Genomic DNA, 17976 nt, shown 5'->3' with positions numbered 1-17976 from the left:
AAGTTTCATATAGAAAAAACTTGCCTGTGAGAGGCAAGTTTGTCGTGTTATTTACGGGGATCTGTTATATCCATCGGTCTCATCATGTCATAGTCTTCGTGCTCAAGAATATGGCAGTGCCACACGTATCGTCCGCTGTAAGGCCCGAATGTCACCGCGATTCGCAGGACTTCACCTGCATGTGCTTGAATGGTGTCTTTCCAGCCCTTTTCACTTGGCGGCGGAGGAACAGCCGGGCCGGTGTAGGACAATTCCCCTCTTTCTTGATAACGCGCGATATCAAACGGACGCCTGTCTAACACACGGAAGGAGACCAAATGCAGGTGGATCGGATGTGTTCCGCGCGTCGGGTTGACGATGGACCATATTTCAGTTGTGCCAGCTTTTGGTGCTTCTGTGACAGGATCATGCCAGCGTTTGTTATTGAGAAGAAGGACGGGTCTGTCGTATTCGTCTTGGGTGCCTGCCAGCTTCAGTGTTCTGATGTTTTGTATTTTTCCATTCTGTACGGAAGGGTATGAGGCGAGGTACTTTGGCTTTCTGCTTTCGTCTTTTTGTGCCAAAGGTTTGGTGACTCTAAATTGCATGATATTCGCATCTGTTTCTGGATTAACGCCACCTCCGCAGCCCTCGCTGTTTGCCAAAATAATGGATTGGCCTTCATAGGCTGTGAAGTCAATGATGATATCGTAACGTTCAGCGGGCGCAAGACTGAAAGAGTTCAGTTTTACAGAGCGTGGCAGGAGCCCTCCGTCTGAACCGATCTGAATAAATGCTCCGCCATTATCGAGTGACAGGTTATAGGTTCTCGTATTGGAGGCGTTGATGACGCGGAAGCGGTATTTCCTCGGTTCAACCTCAAAGTATGGCCATGCCTTCCCGTTGACGAGTATGGTTTCTCCGCAAAAAGCCGGAACGATAGAAGGGTTAGGCAGTGAGGGGGAAGGGTTTTCCGGCCCGCTTGGATAAAACAAAGAACCGTCCTCGTTGATCGTGCGGTCTGTGATCAGAAGCGGCACGTCGTATACGCCGGAAGGCAGCTTTAGGCGTTTTTCCTTTGGATCGTGAATAATATAAGCGCCAACAAGTCCAGCATAGACATTTAGCCTCGTGAGTGCCATGGCGTGATCGTGATACCACAAAATAGCACCGCGCTGCTGATTTGGATAATGATAAACCTCTCGTTTAAAATAAGGGCCTGTTTGTTCAAAGTCTTTAGAAAACCAAGCCTCTGGATACCCATCACTATCATCTGGCGTGACGCCTCCGTGTAAATGAACGACAGTCTTTACTTCTGGCTCTTCATGCTGGCTGTCACTGTGATGAATCGTGTGATCGATCGGAAGGAAATGCTCTGACGGAAGGTTGTTCATCCATTTCACATACACGTTTTCGTTTCTTTTGACCTCAATGGTAGGCCCGGGAAATAAGCCGTTGTAGCCCCACAAACGGGTTGGGGGAAGATCGCGGTGAAGCTGATGGGCGCATTCTTCCATGGTGACTTCGTAGTATGTTTTTTCTTTTGATTGCTGTACTGGCTTTAGTGTATCTGGAATTGGGAGAGCATCTACAAATTTCTCAAGTGTCATTTTCATCTATCCTTATTTAAATTTTCCAAATTGGTACTATAGTTAATGACAATAAGGACGTGATGGTTCCAATAAGATCTGTGTGCCGCTGCCTGCCTAGAGAGAAATAACAAAATCCTAAACGGCAGGCCGTTTAGGATTTGATCAGCATTATGGCAGGATGTCGGGCTGTTGCTGTGTGACTGGCTTGGCTGCCGCTTTCTCGCTCTCCTTGCGTTTTCTGAACACAAGGTAAGAAATCAGAACGATTCCCGTGATGACGCCTGTCAGCAGCAGCTCGTTTCTCATGGAATTAATAAACGCCATTGATACTAAAATTCCGCAGATAGCGATGATGGTTAAGTAGGTTAGGAAAGGGAAGAGCCACATTTTGATTTTCAATGCTTCAGGATTTGATTTTTCGAGTTTTTTTCGCATTCTTAGCTGGGAAACAGCGATGACAAGATAGACGAGTAAAGCAATTGCGCCTGATGAGTTGACTAAGAATAAAAAGACGGTGTCCGGTGAAAAGTAGTTCATTACAACTGCAATATAAGAGAAAAATGTCCCGGCGACTATGGCTTGTACGGGAACGCCTTTTTTGCTTAATTTCATAAAACGGCGCGGCGCTTCGTTTCTTTCTGCAAGTGAATACAGCATTCTGGATGTGGTGTACAAACCTGAGTTTAGACAGGAGAGTACGGCTGTGAGGACGATAAAGTTCATAATCTGCGCGGCTGCCGGCACTCCAATATGCTCAAGTACAGCGACGAAAGGGCTTTCTAAAATATTTGCTGAATTCCAAGGCAAAAGTGCCACCACAACGGCGATAGAGCCAACGTAAAAGACGATGATGCGCCATACAACGGATCGGGTCGCTTTTGTCACGGATTCGATCGGGTTGGATGTTTCTCCCGCAGCAATGGCAACAATTTCTGTTCCCATAAAAGAGAAGATGACAACGACTATGCCAAGCAATACGGAGCTGATGCCTTCCGGGAAAAATCCGCCTTTGCCTGTAATATTAGAAACACCCACTGGTTCACTGCCTGGCGCAAAGCCGAAAATAAAGGCAAAACCAATGATTAGAAACGCGATGATGGTCACAACTTTAATGAGGGAAAACCAATATTCAAACTCACCGAAAGATTTAACGGAGTAGACGTTTGTCAGGGTGAGCACGATCGTCAAGATCAAACTTGTCAGCCATAGCGGGATATCATGGAACCAGTATTGAATAATGCCAGCACCGGCAATGGCTTCGATTGCGATCACAATTACCCAGAAAAACCAATACAGCCAGCCGATTGTAAATCCTGCCCACGGTCCGATGGCATCATGAGCGTATTGAGAAAACGACCCGCTCGTCGGGTTTACAGCAGACATCTCACCGAGCATTCTCATGATAAAAATCACCAATAATCCGGCTAATGCGTAAGAAACAATGGCACCGGGCCCGGTTGAGTGAATCACTGAACCGCTGCCTACAAATAGGCCGGCTCCAATCACGCCAGCAATTGAAATCATTGTCATATGGCGGGTCTTTAATTCTTTTTTTAATCCTGATTGTGTCTGGTTCATAGGTTCCCTCCTTTAAGAATGAAGTCATTACTGAATATTATGATAATTAAACTCTATCATAAATATAGAGTTTGTCGAAAAATCGTGTAAGAAAATATAACAGTTTATTTCAAATTTGTAGGGTTTTGTTTAAGGTGCATTCAGCAGAAATGCTTGAAATAAATGAAAAAATGTTTCTGTAATAATTTATTTTGTAGGTTGTTATAATCTCCTGATATATGTTTTTTTACGAGATATGTTGGTGTCATTGGATTTGAAGGTTTTTTTTGAAAGAGAAAATAATTGGCTTAGAGAAACAATGTTCCACCGTTTCTATTTTTCTGTGGCGGGTGAATCATGTTTCTGTAGACCCACTGCGGTTCAGCTTTGTATCATAATATAGGAAAACGCGAGCAGGGAGGAGGTTTTGTATGGAGAGATATGATGAACTGAAAAAAGGAGAAACCGGGGCGCTGGTCAGTATTGCCGCGTATCTTGTTCTGTCCGCAATTAAGCTGATTATCGGTTATCTCTTTCATTCGGAAGCACTTACGGCAGACGGGTTAAATAATACAACCGACATTATTGCTTCTGTTGCTGTGCTGATCGGCCTGCGTATCTCTCAAAAGCCTCCTGACGAGGATCATCCATACGGCCACTTTCGAGCGGAAACGATCGCATCACTTATCGCATCCTTTATTATGATGGTTGTCGGGCTGCAAGTGCTATTCAGCGCCGGAGAATCTATTTTTTCTGCGAAACAGGAGACACCGGGTATGATAGCGGCTTGGACGGCAGCGGGCGGGGCAGCCCTGATGCTTGTCGTCTACCAGTACAATAGAAGGCTGGGCAAAAAGGTGAAGAGCCAGGCGCTCCTTGCCGCGGCTGCTGATAATAAATCAGATGCATTTGTCAGTATCGGGACGTTTATCGGAATTGTGGCTGCGCAATTCCACCTTGCTTGGATCGATACGGTCACGGCGTTTGTAATCGGTCTTCTCATCTGCAAGACGGCATGGGATATTTTTAGAGAATCATCTCACTCTTTGACAGATGGCTTCGACGTAAAGGACATTTCAGCTTATAAACAGACGATCGAAAAGATCTCGGGTGTGAGTCGTTTAAAAGACATTAAAGCGAGATACTTGGGCAGTACGGTCTACGTTGATGTGGTCGTTGAGGTTTCGGCAGATTTAAATATTACGGAAAGCCACGATATTGCCAATGAAATTGAGCGGAGAATGAAGGAGGAGCATGCGATTGATTATTCGCATGTTCATATGGAGCCTTTAGAACACAAGTAATTGAGCTTCCTGTTACAGGGAGCTTTTTTGTGATTTGTCCTGCTTTATTGGAAACAATTTGCTAGAATCGTTTTTTTATACAGATCGCTATTTGTGGTAAAGTTAGGTTACAATATGAAGAATTTTGTAGATGACTAGGAGGAAAAGAATGGCATACAAAGAAGACCTGCATCCTTTGCTGGGGAAAGCAGTTGAACATATTAATAGAGTAATGGTTGGAAAACGAGACATCGCCATACTCAGCTTCGCAGCCATTCTTGCCAAAGGGCATGTGCTGCTTGAGGATGTACCCGGAGTCGGAAAAACGATGATGGTCCGCGCGCTGGCAAAGTCAATCGGCGCCGATTTCAAAAGAATCCAATTCACTCCGGATTTGCTGCCATCTGATGTAACAGGCGTATCCATCTATAATGCGAAAACAATGGAATTTGAGTACCGTCCCGGCCCGATTATGGGAAATATCGTGCTGGCCGATGAAATCAACCGCACCTCTCCGAAGACACAGTCTGCTTTGCTTGAAGCGATGGAAGAGGGAAGCGTAACGGTAGATGGACATACAATGCCGCTTGCCGCTCCGTTTTTTGTAATGGCAACGCAAAACCCAGTCGAATATGAAGGGACCTATCCTTTGCCGGAAGCCCAGCTTGACCGTTTTTTATTTAAGCTTCGCATGGGCTATCCGTCCTTTAATGAGGAGCTGGATGTTTTATCTATTCAGGAAAAAAGCCATCCGATTGAGACGCTTGAGCCGGTTATTACAAGAGAAGACTTCATCCGATTGCAGCAGGAAGTGCAACATGTCCGCGCCGATGACAGCATAAAAGAATATATTGTGGAGATCGTGCAGAAAACGAGACAGCATGCTTCTGTTCAATTAGGCGTAAGTCCGCGCGGATCAATTGCCCTCATGAAAGCGGCTCAAGCATACGCGCTGCTGCATCATCGCGACTATGTCATTCCGGATGATATTCAATATTTGGCTCCATTTACGCTTCCGCACCGGATGCTGCTGCAGCCTGAGGCGAAGTTTGAAGGGATCGAGGCAGAAGCAATCGTACGGGAGATCATGTCAGCTGTGAAGGTACCGGTTCAAAGGTCGTCGATCCGCTGATGAAGAAGAAATTACAATGGCTCATATATGGGTGGAAGCTGATTGTATTAACATTATTGACCGCTGCTGTTTTTTCTTACGCGATGTTTCAAGGCGGCTTTGTCAGCTGGTTTTTGTTTTACACGTTTCTCCCTTTTGTCGTGTATGCCGGGCTGCTGGCGTTGTATCCGCTCCGCTCTTTTCAGGCTTCACGGCAAATGGCCAAAACACAATTACATGCGGGGGACAGGCTGGGCGTGTCGGTTACGCTGAGTAGGAAGCTGCCATTTCCCATGATGTATATGGTGATTGAAGATTGCCTGCCAGTAGGAATCGAGTCATTGAACCGAGACAAAGCTGTGGCCAAACGGCTCGTTTTTCCTTGGTTTAAACGGACTATGACGATGTCATATGAATTAGTTCCCGTACCGCGCGGAGAGCATCATTTTCATGCTATCAGGGTGAGAACCGGGGATGTCCTCGGTTTGATTGAAAAAACAGTTTTTTATGAGCTGGAAGACACCCTGCTTGTTTATCCATCCTTTCAGCGTTTTTCCTATCAGGTGAATGAGAGGCATCAGGAAGACGGTGTAAGCGGTTCTTCTCCTATTCATCAGCACCATTCCTCAGTCGCGGCAAGTGTGCGGAATTATCAGCCGGGAGACCGGTTTGCTGCATTAGACTGGAAAACTTCTGCGCGGCGGAGCCAGCTGATGACGAAGGAATTTGAACCGTCACGAAGCAAAAACCTATTTCTTCTGATGGACCGTTCTTCCTCTGAAGCATTTGAAGAGGTCGTTTCTGTGACAGCTTCGATTCTTTATTCTGTTTTAAAAAACGGCGCGGGGGCAGGCTTGGCCTCAGTCGGAAAGGAAAAGAATATTTTTCCGATTCAGGAGGGAGAGCATCATTTTAACCACATGCTTCGGCATTTAGCTGTCGCTCATTATGATGCGGCTGATTCGGTAAGTCGATATGTACGGGAAGAGCTGGCGAAGCCATCTGTTCGCCAGGCTGACAAAGTGATCGTTACGGGGCAGTTCACGGAAGATTTGCTGAGCATCGCAGAAACCAGGGGAGGCCGGGTTACAGTGATACTGGCAAAAGAGAAAGGTGATGAACTTTCCCAAGCTGAAAATGTCATGATCGAACGGATGATGAAACGTCAAATCAGAGTTGAGGTCATGAGAGGCGGATGAGTTTCGCGTGTTGTTTAGAAAGAGAGGTGACGGGTGCACATGCCGCACGATGATCAGAAGGAAAGCCGTTTGAGCTTGCTGTTATTTTATTTTCTGGCGCTTTTATTGCTGTGTGAGTGGCTAAGGCCGCTTGACAGTTTTACAGATACGAAACATACGGGCTTTTTTAGTGTTTTTATCGGTTTGACGTTTCTGCTGACTTTTTTCAGGATGAGGTGGTTTGTCACCGTTCCTTTTTCTGTCTTATTTACGTTGATCTCGATACACATCCTGTTTTATCAAGGTTCAATATTTGACTTGAGCTGGGTCAGCTCTTTTTTACAGGATGTCTATTTGAATATCAAGCTGATTCAATCAGGGCAATGGAATGACATGATTCCTTCGTTTCGGACCCTGCTGTTTTTTGTGCTGCTCTGGCTGTTGGTCTATCTCCTTCATTATTGGGTGATTTACCAGAGGAGAATTTTATTTTTCTTTATCATGACTGTAGCGTATATTACGATTCTTGATACCTTTACGCCATATGATGCCACTTTTGCCGTCATCCGTATCGTGCTGATCGGCTTCTTTATGCTGGGCCTTTTATACTTAGACCGCATCAAGCTGATGGAAAGAATTACACTGCCAAAAATGTCTGTCCTGAAATGGTTTCTTCCTTTAACTGTATTGGTTGTGGCTGCGGTGGGATTCGGGCTTGCCGCTCCGAAATCAGAACCGGCATGGCCTGATCCGGTACCCTTTCTCAAAAAAATCACGAATCAAGCTCATGTGCCGGCTGGAGAAAGCAAAATCGGATACGGGAACCATGATGAATCACTCGGCGGCCCGTTTCAGCAGGATGATACACCTGTTTTTGCATGGCAGGGAAAAGAGCGTACGTATTTCCGTGTGGAAACGAAGGATACGTATACAGGAAAAGGCTGGGTTGAAACAGACACAGGCATGTCCTATCAGCTTAGCGGAGGAAAAGTAGAAAATCTATGGTTTGACCATAAGGTTGCGACAGAGCGCAACACCGTTCGTGTAAAAGTCGATGAGCACTACGGGTATAACCATGTGATGTATCCGATCGGTGCAGAAACCATTCAGCCAAATCAGGCTGTCTCGCTTGAAATGAACGGGAACACGGAACAAATTTCTCCGATCAGTGAACAAGCCGGTGAGATCAGAAATATGGGGAGCTATACAGTAACGTACCATTCTCCGGTCTACAAGCTGGATGAGCTGAGAAAGGTAAAAGTGAGAAGCAACAGTGAGGAATACAGATTCAGTGACCGCTATATGCAGCTGCCGAATTCACTGCCTGAGCGGGTAAGAACCCTTGCAATCAAGCTGACTCAGGATCAAGATAATATGTTTGATAAGGTGAAAGCGGTTGAGGACTACTTAGGATCAAATGAGTTCACATATGAAACCGAAAACGTATCCATCCCTAAGAGTGATGAGGATTATGTCGATCAATTTTTGTTTGAAACAAAGATGGGCTACTGTGATAACTTCTCTTCCGCTATGGTGGTGCTGCTGCGTTCGGCCGGCATTCCGGCCCGCTGGATAAAGGGTTATACGTCCGGTGAATATAAAGAAGCAGGGAACAAAAACGGCAGCATTTACGAAGTGACCAACAACAACGCCCATTCCTGGGTAGAGGTGTATTTCCCGGAACAGGGCTGGGTCACGTTTGAGCCGACTAAAGGGTTTATAAATCCGGCTGAGTTTGTTTCTTCAGACACAAAGGATTCCGGCAGCAAGAGCAGCAGCTCACCGGAGAAAACAAAAGAGCAGCAGAAAGAAGAGAAAAAACAGCCGAAAAAAGAGGAAAAACAAAAGGAAAAACGGGAGCCAGCTGGTTCTAAAAAGCCGTCCGCTTCACATGCAAATGCCGGTGCGGGCTGGTATGTAGGACTTGCAATTCTCGCAGTCCTCCTGTTGACAGTAGTATTGCTGTATGTTTTCCGTTCGTTATGGATTCCTGTTTTCGTTGTGAGAAAATTGAAGCGGCGTAGCGATCAGTACGTGTTTTTTGAGGCGTATGGCGCGTTGCTGAAACAGCTGAAGAGAAGGGGACTGTCGAAACGAGACAGTGAAACGCTGCGTGATTATGCAAAACGAATCGATGGAAAATTCGGCTCGGAAGACATGTCAAAGCTGACATTATGCTATGAACGGGCGCTTTACAGAAATGAAGATTCGGCTGCGCTTTGGATTGAATCCAGAGAGTTATGGGAAAATTTAATTAAAAGAAGATGGTCTTGACCGCTTATCAACGTGTTGTTAGAATTAGTGAATATTATCGGAGTCTGGGAGCGAGTTGCCAGACTCCGACAAAACGGCCTTGCCAAGGAGGGCGGAGGAAGCTTCATATCTGTCCTCGTTTTTTTCTGTGTCAAAAAACTTAGAGGAGATTAGGTGACAACCATGACAAAGTTAGTGAATGAAATGATTCTTGTCCTTGATTTCGGTAGTCAGTATAACCAGCTGATTACACGCCGTATCCGTGAATTCGGTGTATACAGCGAACTGCATCCCCATACATTGACGGCTGAAGAAATTAAAGAAATGAATCCAAAAGGAATTATTTTATCCGGCGGTCCAAACAGTGTGTATGATGAAAACTCTTTCCGCTGTGACGAAAAAATCTTCGAGCTTGATATTCCTGTTTTGGGAATTTGCTACGGCATGCAGCTGATGACTCATTACCTTGGCGGTAAAGTTGAAGCGGCAAGCCAGCGTGAATACGGGAAAGCAAACATCCACATCGAAGGCACACCTGATTTGTTCAAAGACCTTCCGCACGAACAAGTGGTTTGGATGAGCCATGGCGATTTGGTTGTAGAAGTTCCTGAAGGCTTCACGGTTGACGCGACAAGCCATCACTGCCCGAATTCAGCGATGAGCAAAGCCGATAAAAAATGGTACGGTGTTCAGTTCCACCCGGAAGTGCGCCACTCTGAATACGGTAATGATCTTCTGAAAAACTTCGTATTCGGTGTTTGCGATTGTGAAGGCAAATGGTCAATGGAGAACTTTATCGAAATCGAAATGCAAAAAATCCGTGAAACGGTCGGAGACAAACAGGTTCTTTGCGCGCTAAGCGGCGGCGTTGATTCCTCGGTTGTTGCTGTTTTGATTCATAAAGCAATCGGCGACCAGCTGACTTGTATCTTTGTAGACCATGGTCTTCTTCGTAAAGGCGAGGCAGAAGGTGTTATGAAAACATTCAGCGAAGGCTTTAACATGAACGTGATTAAAGTAGACGCAAAAGACAGATTCTTAAATAAATTAAAAGGCGTTTCTGACCCTGAGCAAAAACGCAAAATCATCGGTAATGAATTCATTTACGTGTTCGATGATGAGGCGGACAAGCTCAAAGGCATCGACTACCTTGCACAAGGAACGCTTTACACTGATATCATCGAGAGCGGTACTGCAACGGCGCAAACGATCAAATCTCACCACAATGTAGGCGGGCTTCCTGAAGACATGCAGTTTGAACTGATCGAGCCGTTAAACACGCTATTCAAAGACGAAGTGCGCGCGCTTGGCACAGAGCTCGGCATTCCGGATGAAATTGTATGGCGCCAGCCTTTCCCAGGACCGGGCCTCGGAATCCGCGTCCTTGGCGAAGTTACAGAAGAAAAACTGGAAATCGTTCGTGAATCAGATGCGATTTTGCGTGAAGAAGTAGCAAATCATGGATTAGAGCGTGATATCTGGCAATACTTCACAGTTCTTCCTGACATCCGCAGCGTTGGTGTTATGGGTGACGCAAGAACGTATGATTACACAATCGGAATCCGCGCCGTTACATCAATCGACGGCATGACATCTGACTGGGCGCGTATCCCGTGGGATGTGCTTGAAGTCATTTCTACACGTATCGTAAACGAAGTGAAGCACATTAACCGCGTGGTGTACGATATTACAAGTAAGCCGCCTGCGACGATTGAGTGGGAATAATAAATAAGTAATGGAGACCATCTTTTAGGCGATTTTGCCAAGAAGATGGTTTTTTCTGTTTATTACGAACAAAATCGAATTCCATTCGACTATTGTTCGTTATTTATATTGTCAATTCAAAATGAAGTTGGTACAATAGACACAGAAATCAAATAAGATGAATTCGTATAATCGCGGGGATATGGCTCGCAAGTCTCTACCAAGCTACCGTAAATGGCTTGACTACGTAAACATTTCTTTCGTTTGATATATAAATAAAACACGTTTATTTATTCAAACTGAAATCCGTCTGTAGTCAAGCGTCCCAAACTATATTGGGGCGTTTTTTATTTGGCGTTTTCAGGACAGAATAAATAGAAAAGAGTGAAGGGAGCAAATAGCTTGAAAACGTTTTTTCAGTTTGATGAGCTGGGCACCAGCTATCGCAATGAAATCATTGGCGGATTAACAACTTTTTTATCTATGGCATATATTCTGTTCGTCAATCCGATTACACTTGCTTTGGAGAGCGTGAAAGATTTTCCGGAGGCGCTGAGAATCGACCAAGGTGCGGTCTTTACGGCGACAGCGCTTGCGTCTGCAGCAGGCTGTATTTTAATGGGATTGATAGCGAGATATCCGATCGCCATTGCGCCTGGTATGGGGCTCAACGCATTTTTTGCGTTTTCTGTCGTCCTTGGGATGGGCATTTCCTGGCAGGCAGCTTTGTCTGGTGTGTTTATTTCAGGTCTTATTTTTGTTGCTCTTTCTTTAACAGGTTTTCGAGAAAAAATCATCAACGCCATTCCGCCTGAGCTGAAATTGGCAGTCGGCGCGGGGATCGGCCTGTTTATTACATTTGTTGGATTGCAAGGGTCAGGAATCATTGCAGCGAACCCTTCTACACTGGTCACCATCGGAAACATTCACAGTGGTCCTGTGCTGTTAACGGTTTTCGGTGTGATTGTAACGGTTATTTTAATGGTGCTTCGCGTGAATGCGGGCGTGTTTATCGGGATGCTGTTAACAGCGGTTGCCGGCATGATTTTCGGTTTGGTTCCGGTACCGTCTCAAATCATCGGTAGTGTGCCAAGCCTTGCGCCGACTTTCGGACAAGCTTGGATTCACCTGCCGGAGATTTTCTCCGTACAAATGCTGATCGTCATTTTAACGTTCCTGTTTGTCGGATTTTTTGATACAGCGGGTACACTTGTTGCTGTGGCAACGCAAGCTGGTTTAATGAAGGAAAACAAATTGCCGCGTGCGGGCCGTGCGCTATTAGCTGATTCATCTTCTATTGTGATCGGAGCCGTGCTTGGTACGTCTACAACAACTTCTTACGTTGAATCAAGCTCAGGTGTCGCTGCGGGTGCCCGTTCAGGATTTGCGGCAATTGTAACAGGTATTCTCTTTTTACTGGCTACGTTTTTCTCACCGCTCTTGTCAGTCGTTACATCAAACGTAACAGCGCCGGCACTGATCATTGTTGGTGCACTGATGGTTGCGCCGCTTGGCAAAATCGCTTGGGATAAGTTCGAAGTGGCCGTTCCTGCTTTCCTTACCATGATCATGATGCCGTTAACGTACAGCATTGCGACCGGAATTGCCATCGGATTTATTTTCTATCCGATTACAATGGTGTGCAAAGGGAGAGCCAAAGAGGTTCATCCGATTATGTACGGGCTGTTTGCTGTATTTATCCTGTACTTTATCTTCTTAAAATAAGGAATAAGACCAGCTGCCTCGGCAGCTGGTTTTTTTGTTGCAAAAGGTAAAACCATATCATATGATATACCGTCATGTAGATGTGCCGCCGGCCTCAGTGAAAAGGAAATGACTTGACTGTTCAGGAAGGCTTCGGTACCTTATATAAGTGTTTTATTTTCTTACTGAATGGTATTCCGCCGTATTTTTTTGATAGGAGTTGCTAACATGACGGAAGAAAGAAAAGAAACGTTTGAAGAAGAAGTCAACCAGAGTGAAAGAATAGATGCAAATGAAGAACCGCTATCGAGAATGTCCAGAAATGCGAGCAGGCAAAGCAAGCAGAAGCAAAAACAAAAGCAGAAACCGCACCAGGGACGCGGTGTATCAACTGCTAAAGACAAGCTTGCGTCTATATGGGCAGCCATCAACAGATATTGCGTTTTTGCGTTCTCGATTTTGAAATCACCGGCGAAAACCGTCGTAGCGGATGGTTTTTCTCATTATAAGTATGGTCTGATATCAATGCTAATATTCAGTATGATCTTTTCAATCGGGAACTGGTTTCAGTTAAAGGCGAGCTGGAATCGGCCGCTCGGTTTCGGAGAACGCCACCACGCTTTTTATGACGGGTTTTTAGTCGTTCTTGTGTATTTGCTTCTCTTTTTCGCGGTGATGGTCTTAGCCGTATGGGCCGTCTCCCGCTATATGATGAATGAGAAGGTGACGTTTCGGGAAGTGGCTGCCGGTTTGGGTTCCTTGCTTGTACCGGTAATTGCTGTTTCAATCCTTTGGTTAATCTTTGCCATCGTAAATATTCCGATGCTGACAGTTCTGTTTACAGTGCTAATCTTGTTTTCGATCTTTTTTGTGATGGCGCTGTATGTGCAGCGTCTGCATCAGGCGGCACAGGATGCACCGATTGACTATATCTATTGTGTATTTGCTGTGGTTGCGATAGCGCTGCTGTTTGCGGCGGTGACTTGGCCGTTGATTTCTGAATATTTCACGGCGTCGCTCATTCCGCTTTAATGAAAAAACCGGCTGTTGATAGCCGGTTTTTTCATGTCACAATTTTTACAAATATATCTAAAAAACATAGTTGATTTGTAGGATTAACCCATGTATGATAAGGAAAATGCTGTAAAACGTCCAGCGCACAAACCTTTATGTTTAAGGAGGATGATGGACATGGCTCATTTACTTCGCCGAGCGATTAATCAAAAGAAACAATTTTTAAAAACCAAATTACTGCTCTCGGAATTTTATCAGGGTAGAGGGGAACAGCTGGCTGATTATACGCTGAGTGAGCTTGAGAAAGAATACAAGTCCCTTCTGAAAATGAAAAAAGAGATCTGACAATATATGAGAAGAGTTGAGTCTGCTGAAAAGCGGGCTTTTTATTTTGATTTTGAAAAGGTGAGAAAGAGGGTAAGCTACTACTGTTCAATCTCATAAAGCGTGTCGAAATATTTTCCTGAGGCTTACAGCCTCAGCTCATTGTAAACGACTCATTTCTCTAGTAGAATATGAATGCTTTATGCAAGCTGAAGAGTAGGGGGATGAAATAAAATGATGCAAACCATCTTATCAAATGGGTTAGCCATGGTTCTCATAATTCTCATTATTAATATTGTCTATGTGTCATTTTTTACAATAAGAATGATATTAACACTAAAAGGCCAGCGTTATTTAGCGGCCGGCATCAGTACGATTGAGATATTGGTTTATGTGACAGGGCTGAGTCTGGTGCTTGATAACTTAGACCAAATTCAAAATGTGATTGCGTACGCGCTCGGTTACGGTCTTGGCGTGATTGTCGGCATGAAAATAGAAGAAAAATTGGCGCTTGGCTATATTATGGTCAATGTGATTACGAAGGAGCTTGATCTTGATCTTCCGAGGCAGCTCCGTGAAAAAGGCTATGGCGTGACAAACTGGGTGGTCGGAGGGCTTGAAGGCGACCGCACTGCCCTTCAGATTTTGACGCCGAGAAGATATGAACTTCAGCTGTATGATACGATTAAAACACTTGATTCAAAAGCCTTTATTATTGCATATGAACCAAAAACAATCCATGGCGGCTTCTGGGTCAAAGCGGTGAAGAAGAGGAGAATTAAAGAATAATGGCAAAGCCCAAGAAGAAAAAGTTTGCAGTAACAGAGCAGCAAACGATTGATGCGGTGCTTCAGCAAATGAAAGAAGAAGGATATCTTCCTGTAAGGCGAATGGAAGAGCCTATTTTTATGGAGAAAAAGGAAAATGGGTCAATTCAGATTGTTCCGTGCGGGAAAAAAATCGTATTTGAAGGGAAATTGATCTAAAACACGAACATTAGTAGAATGAATTTTTGTATTGTTCGATAATATCGTTGACATTATCCATGTCCGTTGTTAAGATAAACATGAAATCAAAACACGACCTCATATAATCTTGGGAATATGGCCCATAAGTTTCTACCCGGCAACCGTAAATTGCCGGACTATGCAGGAAAGTGATCGATAAAACTGACATGGATATATCGCAGAAGCGAACGACTGACGATACATGTACCATGCCCGGTTTGTATTGCTTCCTCATAAGTGCAATGCAGAGCGGGTATTTTTTATTTTCTGAAAACAAAAGCATTAGAAGGTGGGGACAGAATGCAGCCGCTAGTAGGAATCATCATGGGAAGCACTTCCGATTGGGAGACAATGAAAAACGCATGCGACATACTTGACGAACTTAATGTTCCGTACGAAAAAAAGGTCGTTTCCGCTCATCGGACGCCTGATTTGATGTTTGAATACGCTGAAACTGCGAGAGAAAGAGGCATCAAGGTGATTATCGCCGGTGCCGGAGGAGCGGCCCATCTTCCGGGGATGACGGCTGCGAAAACAACTCTTCCGGTCATTGGAGTCCCGGTTCAGTCCAAGGCGCTGAATGGGCTGGATTCACTTCTGTCTATCGTGCAAATGCCAGGAGGCGTGCCGGTTGCGACAACAGCCATCGGCAAAGCGGGCGCTGTGAACGCCGGTCTGTTAGCGGCGCAAATTTTGTCAGCTTTTGACGAAGATCTTGCCCGTAAGCTGGATGAGAGAAGAGAAAGTACAAAACAGACGGTGTTAGAAAGCAGTGATCAGCTTGTCTAAACAAATCATCTATCCGGGAGCTGTCATCGGAATGATTGGCGGCGGCCAGCTTGGAAAAATGATGGCTGTTTCCGCCAAACAAATGGGGTATAAAGTCGCGGTCATTGATCCGGTGAAAGATTCGCCGTGCGGGCAGGTTGCGGATATCGAAATTACAGCTCATTATAATGACCGTGAAGCGATTCGAAAATTGGCTGACGTCAGCGACATCATCACTTATGAGTTTGAAAACATTGACTATGATGCGCTGCATTGGCTAAAAGGTCATGCGTATCTCCCGCAAGGAAGTGAGCTGCTGCTCATTACCCAAAACCGTGAAACGGAGAAAAAGGCAATTCAAGCCGCGGGTTGTGCAGTCGCGCCGTACAGCATCGTCAAAACAGATGATGAACTGAAACAGGCGGTACAGGAGCTAGGGCTTCCAGCAGTACTGAAAACATGCCGCGGCGGATACGACGGCAAAGGCCAATTTGTGATCAAGGAAGAGGCGCAAATTGAGCATGCTGCAGCTCTTTTAGAACACGGAATTTGCATTCTCGAAAGCTGGGTTTCTTTTAAAATGGAACTGTCGGTTATCGTCGTCAGATCGGTAAACGGTGAAATTTCAACATTTCCGGCAGCTGAGAACATTCACCATAACAATATTCTTTTCCAAAGCATCGTGCCTGCACGGGTGGAGGAAGGGATTCAGAAGAAGGCTGCTGATTTGGCCGTTAAGCTTGCAGACGAGCTTAACCTTGTCGGACCGCTTGCTGTTGAGATGTTCCTGACAGAAGACGGAGAGCTTTTGGTCAATGAACTGGCGCCAAGACCGCACAATTCAGGGCATTATACACTGGATCTTTGCGAAACGAGCCAGTTTGAACAGCATATCAGAGCGGTATGCGGCCTTCCGCTCGGGAAAACAGATTTGCTGAAGCCGGGTATGATGGTGAATCTTCTCGGCGATGAAGTGAAGCTTGTTGAGGAAGAACCGGAGCTTTTAAAAGAAGCAAAGCTATATATATACGGGAAACATGAAATTAAAAAAGGCCGCAAGATGGGGCATATTACATTTATGAAGCAACCTGAAGACCATTGGATTCAGGAGATCACAAATAAATGGATGAATAGAGACGGAGGACAAGCTGAATGATTGAACGTTATTCAAGACCTGAAATGTCTGCGATTTGGACGGATGAAAACAGATTTCAAGCATGGCTGGAGGTGGAGATTCTTGCCTGTGAAGCGTGGGCGGAGCTTGGCGTCATTCCGAAAGAAGACGTAAAGGTCATGCGTGAGAACGCGTCATTTGACATCAACCGCATTTTAGAAATCGAACAGGACACGCGCCATGACGTTGTCGCTTTTACACGCGCCGTTTCCGAATCACTGGGGGAAGAAAGAAAATGGGTGCACTACGGTTTAACGTCAACTGACGTTGTAGATACGGCTCTTTCTTACTTATTAAAACAGGCAAACGACATTCTGCTCAAGGACCTTGAGAGATTTGTTGACATAATAAAAGAAAAAGCGAAAGAGCATAAATACACAGTTATGATGGGGCGCACACACGGCGTACACGCTGAGCCGACAACGTTCGGTTTAAAACTTGCGCTTTGGCATGAGGAAATGAAACGGAATCTTGAGCGTTTTAAACAAGCGAAAGCAGGCATTGAGGTTGGGAAGATTTCCGGCGCGGTCGGCACGTATGCGAACATTGACCCATTTGTAGAGCAATATGTTTGTGAGAAGCTCGGATTGAAAGCAGCACCGATTTCAACTCAAACCCTTCAGCGTGACCGCCATGCTGACTATATGGCGACACTTGCTTTGATCGCGACAAGCATCGAAAAATTCGCAGTGGAAATTCGCGGACTGCAAAAGAGTGAAACACGCGAAGTTGAAGAATTTTTCGCGAAAGGGCAAAAGGGTTCATCTGCGATGCCGCACAAAAGAAATCCGATTGGCTCTGAAAACATGACAGGCATGGCACGTGTGATACGCGGCTACATGATGACAGCTTACGAAAATGTTCCTTTATGGCATGAGCGCGATATTTCTCATTCTTCAGCAGAACGGATTATTCTTCCGGATGCGACAATCGCGCTGAACTACATGCTGAACCGCTTCTCTAACATCGTGAAGAATTTAACGGTTTTCCCGGAAAACATGAAGCGCAACATGGATCGCACGCTCGGCCTTATCTACTCTCAGCGCGTGCTGCTTGCTTTGATTGACACAGGCCTGACTCGCGAAGAAGCATATGACACAGTGCAGCCGAAAGCAATGGAGGCATGGGAAAAACAAGTGCCGTTCCGTAAGCTTGTGGAAGCGGAAGAAAAAATCACGTCACGTCTTTCTCCTGAAAAAATTGCTGACTGCTTTGATTACAACTATCATCTGAAAAATGTTGATCTGATCTTTGAACGTTTAGGTTTAGCATAGAAGAAGCTTTTAGGCGGCTTCTTCTATGCTGTCTTAGTTTGAAAATTCCCAACA

Annotated in this window: 15 protein-coding genes and 2 riboswitches; of the genes, 13 read left to right on the top strand and 2 right to left on the bottom strand. The window is 45.2% G+C overall.

The features are described 5' to 3' along the window. Positions 1-47: 47 nt before the first annotated feature. Both cotA and gabP read right to left on the bottom strand, forming a co-directional pair. Positions 48-1589 (bottom strand): outer spore coat copper-dependent laccase CotA, encoded by a 1542-nt coding sequence (gene cotA / locus Q3W56_RS06135; protein ID WP_302894848.1) that lies wholly within the window; start codon positions 1587-1589, stop codon positions 48-50. Between the two features lie 150 nt (positions 1590-1739). Next, positions 1740-3149 carry a GABA permease gene (gene gabP, locus Q3W56_RS06130; RefSeq protein WP_302894847.1) on the bottom strand — a complete coding sequence of 470 codons (1410 nt, stop codon included), beginning with the start codon at positions 3147-3149 and terminating at the stop codon, positions 1740-1742. Positions 3150-3559: 410 nt separating this feature from the next. Between gabP and mneS the strand changes: the two genes are divergently transcribed. The 13 genes from mneS to purB all read left to right on the top strand — a co-directional run bounded on the left by mneS (position 3560) and on the right by purB (position 17922). Next, the gene (mneS, locus tag Q3W56_RS06125; RefSeq protein ID WP_302894846.1) at positions 3560-4432 is read left to right on the top strand and encodes a manganese transporter MneS; all 873 of its coding nucleotides are present in this window, start codon (positions 3560-3562) and stop codon (positions 4430-4432) included. Positions 4433-4580: 148 nt separating this feature from the next. Next, positions 4581-5543, top strand: coding sequence for an AAA family ATPase (locus tag Q3W56_RS06120; RefSeq protein ID WP_302894845.1), 963 nt, complete (start codon positions 4581-4583; stop codon positions 5541-5543). Beyond that, complete coding sequence (locus Q3W56_RS06115) at positions 5543-6721, top strand: DUF58 domain-containing protein (RefSeq protein ID WP_302894844.1); 1179 nt, start codon at positions 5543-5545, stop codon at positions 6719-6721. Before Q3W56_RS06120 ends, Q3W56_RS06115 begins: the two co-directional genes overlap by 1 nt. Positions 6722-6760: 39 nt before the next feature. Further along, complete coding sequence (locus tag Q3W56_RS06110; protein WP_302894843.1) at positions 6761-8974, top strand: DUF4129 domain-containing transglutaminase family protein; 2214 nt, start codon at positions 6761-6763, stop codon at positions 8972-8974. 162 nt (positions 8975-9136) lie between these two features. After that, positions 9137-10678 (top strand): glutamine-hydrolyzing GMP synthase, encoded by a 1542-nt coding sequence (guaA, locus tag Q3W56_RS06105; protein WP_268400516.1) that lies wholly within the window; start codon positions 9137-9139, stop codon positions 10676-10678. Positions 10679-10821: 143 nt separating this feature from the next. After that, a riboswitch (purine riboswitch) is annotated at positions 10822-10923 on the top strand. A 136-nt stretch (positions 10924-11059) separates the two neighbouring features. Then, the gene (pbuG, locus tag Q3W56_RS06100) at positions 11060-12382 is read left to right on the top strand and encodes a hypoxanthine/guanine permease PbuG (RefSeq protein ID WP_302894842.1); all 1323 of its coding nucleotides are present in this window, start codon (positions 11060-11062) and stop codon (positions 12380-12382) included. Positions 12383-12589: 207 nt separating this feature from the next. Continuing rightward, positions 12590-13393, top strand: a complete 804-nt coding sequence (locus tag Q3W56_RS06095) for a hypothetical protein (RefSeq protein WP_302894841.1) — start codon at positions 12590-12592, stop codon at positions 13391-13393. 159 nt (positions 13394-13552) lie between these two features. After that, positions 13553-13720: a Fur-regulated basic protein FbpA gene (locus tag Q3W56_RS06090; RefSeq protein ID WP_019713500.1), complete on the top strand. Its 168-nt coding sequence runs from the start codon at positions 13553-13555 to the stop codon at positions 13718-13720. 213 nt (positions 13721-13933) lie between these two features. After that, positions 13934-14488, top strand: a complete 555-nt coding sequence (locus Q3W56_RS06085; protein WP_268400513.1) for a DUF2179 domain-containing protein — start codon at positions 13934-13936, stop codon at positions 14486-14488. After that, entirely contained in the window at positions 14488-14685 is a 198-nt protein-coding gene (locus Q3W56_RS06080) for an NETI motif-containing protein (protein ID WP_302894840.1), read from the top strand. The genes Q3W56_RS06085 and Q3W56_RS06080 overlap by 1 nt, the downstream gene beginning before the upstream one ends. A gap of 79 nt (positions 14686-14764) precedes the next feature. Next, a riboswitch (purine riboswitch) is annotated at positions 14765-14866 on the top strand. Between the two features lie 140 nt (positions 14867-15006). After that, entirely contained in the window at positions 15007-15495 is a 489-nt protein-coding gene (gene purE, locus Q3W56_RS06075; protein ID WP_302894839.1) for a 5-(carboxyamino)imidazole ribonucleotide mutase, read from the top strand. Next, the gene (gene purK, locus Q3W56_RS06070) at positions 15488-16630 is read left to right on the top strand and encodes a 5-(carboxyamino)imidazole ribonucleotide synthase (protein ID WP_019713503.1); all 1143 of its coding nucleotides are present in this window, start codon (positions 15488-15490) and stop codon (positions 16628-16630) included. Before purE ends, purK begins: the two co-directional genes overlap by 8 nt. Further along, the gene (gene purB, locus Q3W56_RS06065) at positions 16627-17922 is read left to right on the top strand and encodes an adenylosuccinate lyase (RefSeq protein WP_302894838.1); all 1296 of its coding nucleotides are present in this window, start codon (positions 16627-16629) and stop codon (positions 17920-17922) included. Before purK ends, purB begins: the two co-directional genes overlap by 4 nt. The last annotated feature ends 54 nt before the right edge of the window (positions 17923-17976 follow it).

This window comes from Bacillus sp. C28GYM-DRY-1 (assembly GCF_030519405.1).
GTDB classification, from domain to species: Bacteria; Bacillota; Bacilli; order Bacillales; family Bacillaceae; genus Bacillus; species Bacillus spizizenii_A.
This window is presented reverse-complemented; position numbering and strand designations above follow the sequence as displayed.